Source organism: Agromyces sp. NPDC056523 (assembly GCF_042794545.1).
Classification (GTDB): domain Bacteria; phylum Actinomycetota; class Actinomycetes; order Actinomycetales; family Microbacteriaceae; genus Agromyces.
The window spans coordinates 266,284-280,348 of the sequence record NZ_JBHTTM010000005.1 but is presented as its reverse complement, the minus strand read 5'-3'; the positions used below and the strand labels follow the sequence as shown (position 1 = coordinate 280,348).

At 69.4% G+C, this 14,065-nt stretch carries 16 protein-coding genes; 3 read left to right on the top strand and 13 right to left on the bottom strand.

What is annotated here, in order from left to right:
• The first annotated feature begins 163 nt into the window (after positions 1–163).
• Positions 164–700, top strand: a complete 537-nt coding sequence (locus tag ACFQ58_RS16675) for an ASCH domain-containing protein (protein WP_376952286.1) — start codon at positions 164–166, stop codon at positions 698–700.
• Positions 701–813: 113 nt separating this feature from the next.
• Positions 814–1,929, top strand: coding sequence for an alpha/beta hydrolase fold domain-containing protein (locus tag ACFQ58_RS16670; RefSeq protein WP_376952285.1), 1,116 nt, complete (start codon positions 814–816; stop codon positions 1,927–1,929).
• Between the two features lie 39 nt (positions 1,930–1,968).
• Here ACFQ58_RS16670 and ACFQ58_RS16665 read toward each other — a convergent pair whose 3' ends face one another.
• The gene (locus ACFQ58_RS16665; RefSeq protein ID WP_376952284.1) at positions 1,969–2,235 is read right to left on the bottom strand and encodes a hypothetical protein; all 267 of its coding nucleotides are present in this window, start codon (positions 2,233–2,235) and stop codon (positions 1,969–1,971) included.
• Between the two features lie 21 nt (positions 2,236–2,256).
• Here ACFQ58_RS16665 and ACFQ58_RS16660 point away from each other — a divergent pair, with 21 nt between their 5' ends.
• Positions 2,257–2,724, top strand: coding sequence for a MarR family winged helix-turn-helix transcriptional regulator (locus tag ACFQ58_RS16660; protein ID WP_376952283.1), 468 nt, complete (start codon positions 2,257–2,259; stop codon positions 2,722–2,724).
• A 6-nt stretch (positions 2,725–2,730) separates the two neighbouring features.
• On the opposite strand, the gene ACFQ58_RS16655 is transcribed toward ACFQ58_RS16660, so the two are convergent.
• From ACFQ58_RS16655 to ACFQ58_RS16600, 12 genes are all read right to left on the bottom strand, one after another.
• Entirely contained in the window at positions 2,731–3,600 is an 870-nt protein-coding gene (locus tag ACFQ58_RS16655; protein WP_376952282.1) for a ThuA domain-containing protein, read from the bottom strand.
• A 47-nt stretch (positions 3,601–3,647) separates the two neighbouring features.
• Positions 3,648–4,655 (bottom strand): sugar phosphate isomerase/epimerase family protein, encoded by a 1,008-nt coding sequence (locus ACFQ58_RS16650; protein WP_376952281.1) that lies wholly within the window; start codon positions 4,653–4,655, stop codon positions 3,648–3,650.
• 10 nt (positions 4,656–4,665) lie between these two features.
• Positions 4,666–5,832 carry a Gfo/Idh/MocA family protein gene (locus ACFQ58_RS16645; protein ID WP_376952296.1) on the bottom strand — a complete coding sequence of 389 codons (1,167 nt, stop codon included), beginning with the start codon at positions 5,830–5,832 and terminating at the stop codon, positions 4,666–4,668.
• 38 nt (positions 5,833–5,870) lie between these two features.
• A complete protein-coding gene (locus ACFQ58_RS16640) occupies positions 5,871–6,287 on the bottom strand; it encodes a DUF6379 domain-containing protein (protein ID WP_376952280.1) in 417 nt (138 codons plus the stop codon).
• Positions 6,288–6,300: 13 nt separating this feature from the next.
• On the bottom strand, positions 6,301–7,083 hold the full coding sequence (locus ACFQ58_RS16635; RefSeq protein WP_376952279.1) for a nuclear transport factor 2 family protein: 783 nt from the start codon (positions 7,081–7,083) through the stop codon (positions 6,301–6,303).
• Positions 7,076–8,110: a sugar phosphate isomerase/epimerase family protein gene (locus tag ACFQ58_RS16630; RefSeq protein WP_376952278.1), complete on the bottom strand. Its 1,035-nt coding sequence runs from the start codon at positions 8,108–8,110 to the stop codon at positions 7,076–7,078. The genes ACFQ58_RS16635 and ACFQ58_RS16630 overlap by 8 nt, the downstream gene beginning before the upstream one ends.
• Positions 8,107–9,210: a sugar phosphate isomerase/epimerase family protein gene (locus tag ACFQ58_RS16625; RefSeq protein WP_376952277.1), complete on the bottom strand. Its 1,104-nt coding sequence runs from the start codon at positions 9,208–9,210 to the stop codon at positions 8,107–8,109. Before ACFQ58_RS16625 ends, ACFQ58_RS16630 begins: the two co-directional genes overlap by 4 nt.
• A complete protein-coding gene (locus tag ACFQ58_RS16620) occupies positions 9,207–9,614 on the bottom strand; it encodes a DUF6379 domain-containing protein (protein WP_376952276.1) in 408 nt (135 codons plus the stop codon). Before ACFQ58_RS16620 ends, ACFQ58_RS16625 begins: the two co-directional genes overlap by 4 nt.
• Positions 9,615–9,652: 38 nt before the next feature.
• Positions 9,653–11,218 carry a GMC oxidoreductase gene (locus tag ACFQ58_RS16615; RefSeq protein ID WP_376952275.1) on the bottom strand — a complete coding sequence of 522 codons (1,566 nt, stop codon included), beginning with the start codon at positions 11,216–11,218 and terminating at the stop codon, positions 9,653–9,655.
• A complete protein-coding gene (locus ACFQ58_RS16610) occupies positions 11,215–12,009 on the bottom strand; it encodes a TIM barrel protein (RefSeq protein ID WP_376952274.1) in 795 nt (264 codons plus the stop codon). Before ACFQ58_RS16610 ends, ACFQ58_RS16615 begins: the two co-directional genes overlap by 4 nt.
• Before the next feature lie 134 nt (positions 12,010–12,143).
• A complete protein-coding gene (locus ACFQ58_RS16605) occupies positions 12,144–12,980 on the bottom strand; it encodes a carbohydrate ABC transporter permease (RefSeq protein WP_376952273.1) in 837 nt (278 codons plus the stop codon).
• Positions 12,981–12,984: 4 nt separating this feature from the next.
• On the bottom strand, positions 12,985–13,947 hold the full coding sequence (locus tag ACFQ58_RS16600; protein WP_376952272.1) for a carbohydrate ABC transporter permease: 963 nt from the start codon (positions 13,945–13,947) through the stop codon (positions 12,985–12,987).
• Between the last annotated feature and the right edge of the window lie 118 nt (positions 13,948–14,065).

The following is a 14,065-nucleotide window of genomic DNA, read 5'->3' as shown; positions in this document are numbered from 1 at the left end:
GGTCCTTCACTTCCACTGGGTACTTCTTCTGCGCCGGCATGACATCACCCTTTCGTGAGATCAATGCCTCCACCAGACCCGGGGCGGTTCAAACACCTGACGAAGCGTCATTTCCAGCGCCGAGAGCCACTCGCCGTCACCGCCCTCTGCCACACTGGTCCGCATGCCGAACGCCCCCGTCGACCTCGCCGCCGCGCTCGCCCTCTGGGACCACTACCGCGCCGCGCACCCCGATCGCGCGACCGACACCGACTTGCCCTCGGTCGAGCAGTTCGGCGACCATCCCGCACTCACCGACGAACTGCTCGAGCTCGTGCTCGTGGGCGCCAAACGGGCGACCGCGTCCCTCGTCGCGGAGTTCGCCGCGGAGTCGCAGCCGCTCCCCCGGATCGGCAGCCACTGGATCGCGTGCGATTCGACCGGCCGCCCACGCGCCATCCTGCGCAGCACCGAACTGCGCATCGGCACGTTCGCCGACGCCGATGAGGACTTCGCCCACGACGAGGGCGAGGACGACCGCACGCTCGCATCGTGGAGCGAGAACCACCGCCGCTACTGGCAGCGCGTCGCACCGCCGCTCGGCTTCGAGTGGACCGAGGCGCACGAGATCGTGTTCGAGCGCTTCGAGGTTGCCTGGCGGGACGACGCTGACGCCGAACGTGACGCTGAACGTACTGAAGACGCGCCGGAACCGGCCTGAGCGCGTAGCATCCAGACAGGCGATCTCTCGTCCCCGCCGCAACGAGGTCGCGCCCCTGACGCCCGACATGCGGATCCTGCCGCCCGGGCGAGGACGACCCGGAAGGTGGCGGAGTGACCCAGGAGGCGAGAACCGCCGAGCCCCCTCGCCCATCGAACCAGCTGGGCGAGCGACTCCCCCTTCCGCGGCCTTCGGCGCGGGCCACGGCGACCGGTCTCGTCGCCGCAGTCCTCCGCCGCGTCGCGCCCGACCTGCTCGTCCGTATCGCCGGGCGCACCGCCGTCGCGGGCATCCCGCCCTTCGTCGACCTGCTCCGCATCGCCGAGCTCGCGGGCACCCTGCCCGCGACCGAACTCGTCTCCTCGCCCGCCGCGCTGCTGGCACGGTTCCCGCAGCTCGCCGACGTGACGACGCAGGATGTCGCCTTCGCCGGCACGCACGGCCCGGTGCGGGCGCGCACGTACCGGCCGCCGCATCCCACCGGCATCGGACTCGTCTGGGTGCACGGCGGCGCCTTCATCAGCGGTGACCTCGACCGCCCCGACGCGCACTGGGCCTCACTCGAGCTCGCGCACCGCGGCGTCTCGGTCGTGTCCGTCGACTACCGGCATGCCGTGCGCGGCGTGCACTACCCCGTGCCATCCGATGACGTGCTGGCCGGATGGCGCTGGGCCGCGGCGCACACGACGGAGCTCGGCGTGGCATCCGACGCGCTCCACCTCGGCGGGTCCAGCATCGGCGGCAGTCTCGCCGCGGGCGTCGCCAAGCGCCTGCGCGACTCCCGCATCGCAAGCGAGACCAGGCCGGCGGGCCTCGTGCTCGTCACGCCGTTCCTCCACCCGTCCGGCGCGCCGGTGGCCGCCGACACGCTCGAGCGCATGCGCGCCTCGACGAGCAGCGCCGTGATCTCCCCCGAGGACCTGACGCACATGGCGTGGAACTACGCCGGACGCCGCAGCGTGCTCGACGACCCGTACGCGTTCCCCGCGAACGGCGACCTCACCGGCCTTCCGCCGACACTCGTGATCACCGAGGAGATCGACACGATCCGCACCTCGGGCGAGGACTTCGCCGAACGCCTGCGCGCCGCCGACGTGCCCGCCGTCGTGCGCATGACGCCGGGCGCCGCGCACAGCTCGATGAGCCGGCCGGCGGAGCCGATGGCACAGCTGACGGTCGACGCGGTCGCCGAGCACCTGCTCGGACGCTGGTCGCCGCGAAGGGTGTGAAACGCGGGGCCTTGCTGATTTCAGGCTCGAGCGGAGCCCTCAGACCGAGCCGGGCGCTCCCGGAGCCGGGCAGTACAACTGGGTGCGCTCGCCCGAACGGTCGACGCGATGCTGGTCCATCGGGCCACCGCAGATCGGGCACCGCGGGTCGGCCGGCGGTTCGTACGGCGCCTCGGGGCGCCCGATTCCCACCTGTGCCGGCCCCGTGAACGTGTAGACGACACGGTTGAGTCGGTTGAAGAACCCTCGCTTGCCCTCGAACGGGTTCGCCAGGACCCCATCGCCTTCCGGTTTCCTTCGTGCCATGATGATTAGTATACTAACTGAATGACGACCCTTGCCGACACCGAGGCGGACGACCTCCTCCTGCTCGAACGGCAGTTGTGCTTCGCGTTGGCCGTAACGTCCCGGTCCGTGATCGCCGCCTACAAGCCGATCCTCGAGCCGCTCGGGCTGACCCATCCGCAGTACCTCGTCATGCTGACGCTCTGGGAACGCGAGCCCCGGTCGCTCAAGGAGATCTCGACCGTGCTCCGCCTCGAGCCCGCCACCCTCTCGCCGCTGGTGAAGCGGCTCGAGGCCGCCGGGTACGTGACGCGCGAACGCTCCACCGAGGATGAACGCCAGCTCGCCCTTCGCCTGACCCCGAGCGGCAACGCGCTTCGCCGGGACGCCACGGCGGTGCCCGGGAAGGTGGTCGACGCCCTCGGCGTCGACATGGACGAGCTCGTCGACCTGCACGCGCGGCTCAGCGCCATCCTGCAGCGCATCTCGCCCCTCTCGAGCGCCGAGTAGGGTTCCTCAGCCCTCGTGGTCGTAGTACGGCCACGGAATGAACCGACGCTCGCCCCGGCGATCCGGCCCCTGGAGGGTGATCTCCCCGGTCGCCGCCCACTCGACGCCCCTGGGGAACATGCGGATGAACTCGATGCGCCGGAACGTGTCGATGTCGTGGCCGATGGTGATCGTGAAGCTGCGCCCGTCGCCGTACTCGTTGATCCAGGCGATGGGCTGGTGGGTGTTCATGCCGGGCAGTGCGGCGACGCCCTCGGGCGGGATCGCCACCGGGTAGTGCGACATGGGCCACACCGCCGCCTTCTCGTACGACTCGAGGTCGTCGAACACCGTGAGCAGGACCTGCGCGCCGTCGTAGACCTGCACTCCCGTCAGGATGTCGTCGCCGGTCACCGTCCAGGTCGCGCTGATGCCGTCGGTGATGGCATGGCGCGGCTCGGTCGTGTGCAGCAGCGCCTCGCCCCACGGCCGCGGACGCAGCCCCGTCGGAACGCTGAGCTTCGCGCCGCGCATGACGTTGTACTCCTCGGGGTACCCCCAGTCGTCCTCCTGCGCGGCGGACCCGTGGAACCACACGATGCCCTTGCCGTCCTCGTGGACGAACTTCAGCAGGGCCGCGTCGGTCTCCGCCCCGAACCCCACCGCCTTCTCGTGGTACCCGTCCCGGCCCTCGAACACGACGATGACGACGTCGTACTTGTCGATGATCTCGGCCCCGATGCCTCGCGGATCCTCGACGACCCGGACGCGGAACCGCCCGGTGTCCTCGAGCAGCGTCGTGAGCCACTGGTTGTGGGCGCGGAAGCTGCGGAACTCGTTGTCGTGCTCCCGGGTCATGTGCCCGGACAGGATGAGCACGTTCAGGACGTCGGCCATCTCGGCGGTTCCTCGATCTCTCGTCGTGGTCGGTTCGGTCTCGGCGTTCAGGCCTTGGTCGAGAAGGCCGCGTCGAACGCCGCGCCCGACGGCTCGTACTTCGAGAGCCCGCGCACGAACTCGAGCGCCTCGGGCGCGCCCACGAGGCGGTCCATGCCGGCGTCCTCCCACTCGACCGAGAGCGGGCCGTCGTAGCCGATCGCGTTGAGCATGCGGAACGCGTTCTCCCACGGCACGTCGCCGTGCCCGGTCGAGATGAAGTCCCAGCCGCGACGCGGATCGGCCCACGCGAGGTGCGACGACAGGCGCCCGTTGCGCCCGTTGTCGAGGCGGCGCTTCGCGTCCTTGCAGTGCACGTGGTAGATCCGGTCCTGGAAGTCCCAGAGGAACCCGACCGGGTCGAGGTCCTGCCACACCATGTGCGACGGGTCCCAGTTCAGGCCGAACGACTCCCGATGGCCGATCGCCTCGAGCGTGCGCTTCGTCGTCCAGTAGTCGTACGCGATCTCCGAGGGGTGCACCTCGTGCGCGAACCGCACGCCGACCTCCTCGAACACGTCGAGGATCGGATGGAACCGCTCGGCGAAGTCGCGGTAGCCCGCGTCGATGAACTCGTCCGATGCCGGCGGGAACATCGCCACGGCCTTCCAGATCGACGAGCCCGTGAAGCCGGTGACGGTCGTCACACCGAGGGCGGCCGCCATCCGCGCCGTCATCTTCAGCTCGTCGGCCGCACGCAGCCGCACCCCCTCGGGGTCGCCGTCGCCCCACACGCGAGTGTTCAGGATGTCGCGGTGCCGCTCGTCGATCGGGTCGTCGCACACCGCCTGCCCGGCCAAGTGGTTCGAGATCGTCCACACGTTCAGCCCGTTCCGCTCGAGGATGTCGCGTCGGCCCTGCACGTACTCGGCGTCGTCCCATCGGGAGACGTCGAGGTGGTCGCCCCAGCAGGCGAGCTCGAGGCCGTCGTAGCCCCACTCGCCGGCGAGGCGTGCGACCTCCTCGAAGGGCAGGTCGGCCCACTGGCCGGTGAACAGCGTGATCGGTCGTGGCATCGAGGTGCTCCTACTTCGCGGCTGCCAGGTTGTCGGATCCCACCGGGACCCAAGCGGACTCGTTCTCGGAGCTGTGCTCGACGGCCGCGAGCACGCGCTGCACCTGCAGGCCCTCGGCGAACGTCGGGTGCGGGTCGTGGCCCTCGGTGATCGCCTCGACGAGGTCCTTCACCTGGTGCGAGAAGCCGTGCTCGTAGCCCAGCATGTGGCCTGCGGGCCACCATCCTCCGATGTACGGGTGATCGGGCTCGGTCACGAGGATCCGCGTGAAGCCCTGGGTCTGGTTCGGCTTGGTGCGGTCGTAGAACGACAGCGTGTTGAGGTCCTCGAGATCGAAGGCGAGCGCGCCCTTGTCGCCCGACACCTCGATCGACAGCGCGTTCTTGCGCCCGGTCGCGAAGCGCGTCGCTTCGAACGAGCCCAGCACGCCGTTCTCGAACCGGCCGGTGAAGATGGCCAGGTCGTCGACCGTGACCTGCCCGTAGCCCTCGGCCGCGGTGCCCGACAGCCCGGAACCCGAGCCGAGCAGCGGACGCTCCTTCACGATGGTCTCGAGCACGCCCGAGACCTTCTCGAGCTTGAGGCCGGTGACGAACTGCGCGAGGTCGATCGCGTGCGCGCCGATGTCGCCGAGCGCGCCCGAACCGGCGTGCTCCTTCTGCAGGCGCCATGCGAGCGGCATCTCGGGGTCGACGAGCCAGTCCTGGCGGTAGCTCGCGCGCACCTGCGCGATCCGGCCGATCGCACCCTGCGCGATGAGGTCGCGCAGGAAGGTCACGGCCGGCACGCGCCGGTAGGTGAACCCCACCATGGTCCGGATGCCGCGTGCCGCCGCTCGCGCCGCGGCATCCGCCATCGCCTCGGCCTCAGCGACCGTGTTCGCCAGCGGCTTCTCGCAGAGCACGTGCTTGCCCGCGTCGAGCGCGGCGATCGCGATCTCGGCGTGCGAGTCGCCCGGCGTGACGATGTCGACGAGGTCGATGTCGTCGCGCGCGATGACTTCGCGCCAGTCGGTCGCCGACTCGGCCCAGCCCCACTTGGACGCGGCATCCGCCACCGCCTGAGCGTTGCGCCCGACGACGACCGACATCTCGACGTCGGCGGGCAGGTCGAACACCCGCGGCGCCTGCCGCCAGCCGACCGAGTGCGCCGCGCCCATGAAGCCGTAGCCGATCATGGCGACGCGCAGGCGGGGCCGGTCGCCGGCGGACGCGTTCATGCGAGCACGACCTCACGCTCGACCGGGACCCGGTTCGTGACGTAGCGACCGGGGCCGCCGTCGACGCCCGGCATGATCTGCATGTAGAGCAGGCGCATGGTCAGCACCACCTCGACGGTGAGCGTCTCGCCCTGCTCGGGGACGCGGCCGAGGTCGATCAGCACGTCGGGGCGGTCGGCGACGAACCAGAGCGTGTCCCATTGGTCGGGCAGTTCCTCGACGCGGTACTCGCGGCCCTGCAGCGCGAAGCGCAGCCGATCGGTCGGGATCGCCTCGCCGTTGACGGTCACGGCGACGTCGTCGACGGCCGAGAGCCAGAGGCTGCGGTACCAGGGCAGCTGCACCGAGACGGCGATGCCGTTCTCGAGCCGCCGGACGTCCTTCTCGGAGAAGAGCGAATCATGAGTGGCCATCGTGTTGCCTGCCTTACTTGAAGGTGTCGGTGAACGTCTCGTGCGGCACGGGCGGCACCGGCTCGAGCGTTTGACGGGTCGAGGGGTGGTACGGGTGGTACTCGGTCGGCACCGGCTCGTCGGCCGGCGGCATGAAGACGGGCTTGCCGTCGTCGCCGAAGTACATGAGGTCGAGGTCGAAGGCGGCCTGGTTCTTCTCGCCGAAGCTGATCCAGTCCTCGTGGAACGGGGCGCGGGCGAGCTCGTAGCAGCGGAACTTCCAGATCTTCCACTCGCCGTCCTGGCGGAGGAAATCGATCGCGTACTTGCACCACACCCAGTGCGCCCAGACCTTCTTGCCCTGGACCTCGCCGGGCGAGTACATGTCGGGGAAGGCGTTCGCGACCTCCGGGTCGGTCAGGCCCGACTCGGTGCCGGCCATGATCCAGACGCCCTTCGCGGTCTCGCCGTCGGCGGCGACCTCGATGACGGGCGTGGTCGTCGCGTGCAGGATCAGCTTGCCGGTCGGCGTCGGCCGCCCCTGGTGGTAGCGGATGACGCTGTCGTAGTCGGTGTACTGGCCCGCGTTCGTGTACCGCGCGCGGATGCCCGGCGTGCCGCGCTTCACCCACAGCGGGATGATCTGCTCGTCCTGGAAGGCGTTGTGCAGGTGCATGTACCGGTTGAAGAGGTTCTCGACGGCGCCGCGATCGTGGGCGCTTCGCGCGAGCCGGGCGGCCTCGGCGACCTCGGTGCGAAGCCGTTCGATCTCGGCCTGCAGTTCGGCGACGGATGCCTCGGTGAGCTGCTCAGACACGGGCGGCGGCCTCCTGCTCGATGGCGCGCCGCATGAGCGCGTGCTGCTTCTTCACGAGGTCGATCGGGTCCGCTTCGCCGAGGTCGGCGAACGCGTGCCCCTCCCACTCGCTGGAGAGGTAGCCCGTGTAGCCGCCGTCGACGAACTGCTTCACGATGCGCGGGATGTCCATCGCCGGCTCGTCGCCGTTCGCGTCGATGTCGTAGAACTTCGCGTGCACGTGGAAGATCTGCGGCATGATGTCGAGCCATTCCTCCGGCGGCACGAGACCGTGCATGTTGAACGCGAGACGCGTGAACGGCCCGAACGTGAGCGGATCGACGCCCTCCCCGGTGAGGTAGTCCTCGAACTTCTGGTTGCGCACGTGCATCGGGGTCGGCTCGTGCCAGATCTCCGCCATGACCGGGAAGTGCTTCTCGTCCATGCCCATCCGGCTCAGCGTGCGCAGCAGCATCGGCGAGAGGCTGTGCATGGTCGACGAGAAGTCGGCCGTGAAGCCGAGCCGCTCGCTCTGCAGCTCGTCATACATCTCACGCATCTGCAGCACCGCGGGGTCGTTCGGCCCGGAGGGGGCGTGGATCTCGTAGCCGAGGTACTGGTCGTACTTCTCCGCCAACGGCAGGAGGCTGCGCAGCAGCTCCTTGCCGTGCGACCGGATGACGACCTTCTTGAAGCCGAGCGTGTGCGCGGTCTCGAGCTGCCGGGCGAGGAAGTCGTGCTCCTCGTCAGGCGTCATGTCGCGATCCTTGCGGCGTCCCATGTCGAGGTTGGTGCCGACGGCGCTCGCCTCGAGACCGTACTTCTCGAGGGAGTCGAACCAGAGCCGGACGAAGTCGGCGTCCACGTCGGGATACGTGCGCAGCAGCTGGGCGATGTTGAACTCGACGCCCGGGCCGATCCCTTCGTCGTGCACCGCCTTGATCAGCGTCTCGGGCGTGTACAGCCCAGCCGCGAACTCGCTCGTCATGGAGTAAAGAGTGGTGCCCAGCTTGATGCCGGTGCCGGCGATGCCGTTGGTGTCGGTCATGCCTGGACCGCCTTTCCGAGATGGGTGTCGAGGATCCGGCGCGCCTCCGCGGCATCCGTGATCATGCGGGAGCCCGCGGTCTCTGCGGCCGAGCGCTGCACGGCCTGCTCGGCCGCGATGATGTCGAAGGGGCTCTGCCAGTGGTTCCAGTGCCATCCCTCGTACTCGCTTGAGACGGCGCCCGAGTAGCCCTGCTCGACGAGGAGCCGGATGAGGTCGCGGACGGGAACCGAGGGCTCCTCGCCGCGCTCGTCGATGCCGAAGAACTTGCCGTGCACGTGGCGGATCCACGGCATGATCTCGAGCCAGTCATCGACGCGCGCCGGGCCGAAGAGGCCCGTGCCGTTGATGCCGAAGTCGATGCCGAGATCGGGCCGTCCGTTCTGGGCGGCCAGGCCGATGAACGCACCGAACCGCTGGCCGTGCTCGGCCTGGTCGGCGGGCGGGCCCTGCTCGTAGAACCCGTTCCAGAGGTCGACGACCTGTGCGAGCAGCTCATCGGACGCGCCACGGCGGCGATACGCCTCGAGCAGCGACGGCGCGAAGCCGGTGACGGTGGCGCCCCAATCCATGGTGAACCCGAGGAACGGCGAGCCGACCTGCTCGTAGCGGTCGCGCAGCGCGAGGATGCGCGGATGCGAGGCGTACTGGTCGGCGTGCACCTCGAGGGCGAGCGTCACGCCGTAGCGCTCCGCGATCGGCGCGAGCTGTTCCATCGAGTCGGGCGTGAGCGAGATCTGCACGCGTGCGATCGGGAAGCCGAGCTTGGCCGCCGCCTCGATCTGGCGGCGCATGTACTCGATGAGCTCGTCCTGGGTGAGCAGGCGGTCGCGATGGATGCCGATGTCGGCGTTCACGGCGAGCGACGTGGTGACGAGGCCGACTTCGTCGACGAGGTCGCGGAACTCGCCCGCGAACCGGTCGTCGACGTCGGGGAACCCGCGGAAGCTCGAGAAGCCGATGATCTCGAGGCCGGGGCCGTAGCCGTCGGCGGCCACCTTGCGGATCAGGCCCTCGAGGTCGTACTCGCGGCCGTGGAACGCCCGCGTGAAGCTGTAGAGGGTGACGCCCTGGATAGGCGTGCCGAGCTGGGGGCTCATGCGGCCACCGCCTCTCGTGCCGTCATGGTCTTGGTGTCGTGCTCCTCGATGTGGAGCACCTCGTTCTCGCCGATGACGATGTAGGGGATGTAGAGCGTGAGGTCGACGCGGACCTCGTGTTCCGCGCCATCCGCTGCCACCGGGATGTCGCCCGAGAGCACGGCCGAATCGGTGGGGAACCACCATTCGCCGGTCTCGTCGACGAGTTCGTCGAACGTGAACTCGCGGCCGTTCATGGTCCACCGGAGCGACTCGGCGGGTGCGGCGACGCCGTCGACGCTGAGCGCCGCGCCGGCGATGCACGAGCCCGGGAGGGCGCGGTACCACGGGATGCGGACCTCGACGGCGGCGCGCGCGCCATCCGTCGTCAGCGTGCCCGCCTCGATCATGCGATCGGAGATCACGAAAGCCTCCTCGACATCTTTGTCCTCATTCCTTCACTCTAATGTTCTTTTTCGACAGAAGCAAGATCCGCGGCGATTTCCCGCGCCACCTGCCGGGCGCCGCGGACCGCGAGCGCGACGCTGGTGAGCGTGGGATTGCATGCGGTCGCGGTCGGGATGACGTTGTTGCCGGCGACGAAGACGCCGGGCACGTCCCAGAGCTCGCTGTCCGGGTTGCACACGCTCTCGCCGTCGTTGCGCTCCCCCATGCGCGTCGTGCCCTGGTAGTGCAGGGACGCACCAAGCGGCATCGTGAACGGGCGCGGGTCGAGCGGCTCGCCGACCGCGGCGCCGAGGCGCACGATCTCGTCGCGCGCCTGGTCGAGGACCTCGTGGTCGCGCTCGGTCAGGCGGTAGTGGATCCGCATCGCCGGCATGCCGTACGCGTCGACCTCGTCGTCGTCGAACGCGACGCGGTCGTCGCGCCGCAGGTCCTTCGCGCAGAAGAGGCCGAGGCCGACGATCGAACCCGGCACGATCGGGTCGTCCTCGGCGAGCGGGATCGGCGACGCGTCGAGCTGCATGATCTGCCCGTGGAACGGCTGCGCGTCGGTGTAGGGCACCCAGCTCACGCCGCTCTGCTCGCTGAGGCCGCCCTCCGCGGGAGCGGCATGCTCCGCGCCATCGCCGGGATCGACGTCGCGGATGCGCGAGGCGTACACGACCTGGGTCTGGTCGTTGAGATACCGGCCCAGGGCATCGGGGCGGATTCCGCTGGCCCAGAGCAGCTGGGGCGTGCGCAGCGCGTCCGCCGCGACGACCACCGCGCGGGCGCGCACCTCGTGCTCGTCGCCCGTGCGCAGGTCGCGCACGCGCACGCCCGCCGCGCGGCCGTCGTCGACGAGCACGCGCGTGACGAGCGACTCGTCGTACAGGTGGAAGTCGGGGTTCGCGCGAGTCGCCTCGCCGAGCACGACGTCGGAGCCGGACCACACCAGGCGGCCGTCGGGCCGGCGGTGCACGGCGAGCGGCATCCGTTGCACGCGCGCGGCGGGCTCGCGGCCCGCGTCGACCGCGGCTGCGAGGCGCTCGCGCACGAGGCCCGTGAACGGGGCGCAGTCGAAGGCGTCGGTCGTCACGCCGAGGAGGCGGTCGGCCTCGTCGAGCAGCCCGTCGAGGTCGGCCAGGAACGCGATGCGCTCGCTGCCGCCCGGTCGAGGACAGGCGCCGGTCCAGTGCGCCGACATGCCGCCGACGTTGCTCGACATCGCGACGACGGGGAGGCCGTCCTCCCCCGGGAACGCGTAGCCGTCCTCGAGGAGGAACGTTCCGGGGCGCGCGCGACGCTCACCGCTCTTGACGGCGCCGGGCGAGTTCACCGTGTCGCCTCCGGCGCCCGGCCCCTCCGACGCGCGCTGCGCCGCGGCCCGGACGTCGGGATCCTCGATGTTCTTCACGTGCGCGCCGGGCGGGTCGGAGACCGTCGGGCCGACCTCGAACATGGCGATCGTGACGCCGGGCGCCTCCTCGCTCAGTATGCGTGCGTAGGCCGCACCGGTCGGGCCGCTGCCGACGATCGCGACGTCGACGGCGTCGGGATACCGGGACTGGGCTGCCGCGCTCATGCCGACGCCGCCAGTTCCCGGATGAGGGCGACGGAGGCCACGGACTCCTGTGTCGGGTAGTACTCGAGCCCGATCGGGCCGTCGTAGCCTGACGCGCGCAGGGTCTCGAGCGTGCCGGGCCAGTCGAGCGATCCCGAACCGGGCTCGCCGCGGCCCGGCGTGTCGGCGAGCTGCACGTACTTGACGAGGTCGCCGCCGTTGGCGAGCTCGGCCGCCATATCCTCGCCCTCGACGGCCGAGTGGTAGATGTCGTACAGCACGCCGAAGAACGGGGAGTCGACGCCGCGCGCGACGTACACCGCCTCGCTCGTGCGGTCGAGCAGGGCGCCCGGGTGGTCGACACGGATGTTGACCGGCTCGAGCGCCAGCGTGATGCCGGATCCCTCGATCTGCGCGATCGCCTTCCGGTAGATCTCGACGAGCTCGTCGAGCTGCGTCTGGCGCTTCGCGCCGCCGAAGCCCGTGCCGCTGCCGACGACGATGCGGGGGCAACCGAGGTCGTGGGCGATCCCGACGCCCTCGTCGAGCTTGCGATAGAACTCCGAGTGGTCCTTGGGCGGGATCATGAACTGGGTACGCGGCTCCGAGAGCTGCGCCGTCAGCTGCGTGCCGGTCTCGACGAGCGCGGCCTTGAGCGCCGGGAGGTCCTTGGGCTTCGCCGGGGCGTCCACGCCGGTGGGTCCCCACATCTCGACGGCGGTGAAGCCTGCGGCCGCTGCGGCGCGCACGCGGTCGTGGTAGTCGCCGGACTCGGTGAAGAGGAGTTCGATGTTGGGTGCGAGCTGGTACACGTGCGTCTCCTGGGGTCAGAACATCGGGTGGTCGTGAACGGCATGCACGGGAACCTGTTGCAGCACGTCCCAGTGCTCGACGATCCGGCCGTTCTCGAATCGATGGATGTCCGCGACGGCGGCGTCCGGACCTCCTAGCCCTTGAGGCCGCCGGCGAAGCCCTGGATGAAGCGCTTCTGGGCGAACATGTAGAACAGCAGGATCGGGATCATCGAGATGATGACGACCGCGAAGATCTTGTTCCACGCCGAGACCAGGCCTCCGACGTACGTGTACATCGCGACCGGCAGGGTCTGCGTCTCCGAGCCGCCGAGGAAGATCAGCGAGTTGAAGAAGTCGTTCCACACGATGAGCCCGGCGAGGATCGCGACGGTGCCCGTCGCCGGTGACATCAGCGGGAGCACGACCCGGAAGAACGCCTGCGTGGGCGTCGCGCCGTCGATGACGGCAGCCTCCTCGTACTCGGTGGTCAGCCCGCGGAAGAAGCTCGCGTAGAGGAAGATCGACAGCGGCAGCAGGATGCCGATCCAGAGCAGGATCATTCCGAGCGCATTGCCCGTCAGCCCGACCGCGCGTGCGCCGATGTAGAGCGGCACCGTCCCGAGCTGGGCGGGAAGGATGATCGCGATGAGCACGAGGTAGTAGGTGACGTTGCTCCACGCCTGCGTGCGCCGGGCGATGACGTACGCCGTGATCGAGCCGAGCAGGACGAGGCCCGCGATCGCGCCGACGGTGATGATCACGCTGTTGAGGATGCTCATCGGGATGCTGTTCCGACCGCCGGTGGTCAGCACCTCGACGAACGCGCCGAAGTCGATCGACGACGGCGGCGCCATCGCGCTCGTCGTCAGCACCTCCTGGTCGTCCTTCAGCGCGGTGACGATGAGCAGGTAGAACGGGAGGAGGCCGAGCAGCGTGACCAGCCAGACGATCGCCTCACGGAACGCGGTGAGCTTGGTGTAGCGGAACATGGCCTCAGACCTTCCCGACCGAGCGGTCGCGGGTGATGTACTGCTGGAAGATGGCGAACACGAGGATGATCAGCGTCAGCACGAGCGCGAGCGCCGAGCCGAAGCCGAACTGCCCCAGCGAGAACGCCTGCTTGTAGACCTGCGTCGCCAGCGTCTCGGTCGCACCCGCGGGTCCGCCGCCGGTCAGAGCCAGGATCTGGTCGAAGATCCGCAGGCCCTGGATGATGCCGAGCGTCGTCGCGATGGCGATCGACGGACGGATGGCGGGAACGACGACGTGCCGGAAGCGACCCCAGAGCCCCGCGCCATCCAGCGCCGCGGCCTCTTCGACCTCGATCGGGACGCTCGCGAGGCCCGCGAGGTAGATGACCATGACGAAGCCGGTCTGCTGCCAGACGACCGTGATGAGGATGGCCCAGATCGACCACGTCGGGTCGGCGAGCCACACCTTCTGGAACTCCTCGAGCCCGATGAGCCCGAGGAACCCGTTGAGCGGTCCGTCGAACTGGAAGATGAACTTCCACACGTACGCGACGGCGAGCGGGCTCAGCACCACCGGCATGAACAACAGGGTGCGGAGCAGGTAGCGCGTCTTCAGCATGCGGTTGATCGCGAGCGCGTACAGCAGGCCGAGAACGTTCGTGAGGATGACCGAACCGAACGCGAGGAACAGCGTGTTCCACACCGAGCCGAGCAGCTGCGGGTCGTTGAAGATCCGCACGAAGTTGTCGAGGCCGATGAAGTCCCAGTCGCCGAGGCCGGTCCAGTCCGTGAAGGCGAAGAAGCCGCCGGTCAGCGTGGCCACGTAGTGGACGCCGATGACGACGAGCACGGCGGGCAGCGCCCACCACCAGTGGCCGAACTGCAGCAGCGGCCGGCGGCCGCGTCGCCGTGGCGGCGGGGTGTTCCGCGCGGAGGGCGGCACGGTGATGGTGCGGGTGCTGTCCTGTTGGATCGTCACGGTCATCTGCTTCCTGACATCGTCGTCAAGCGCTTCGGGCATCGAACGCTCTCGAAAAAGGGTCCCACGCTTGCGTCGGAAACACACATTAGTTATCGCGATATCGCGTATAAGTGCGCGAGGC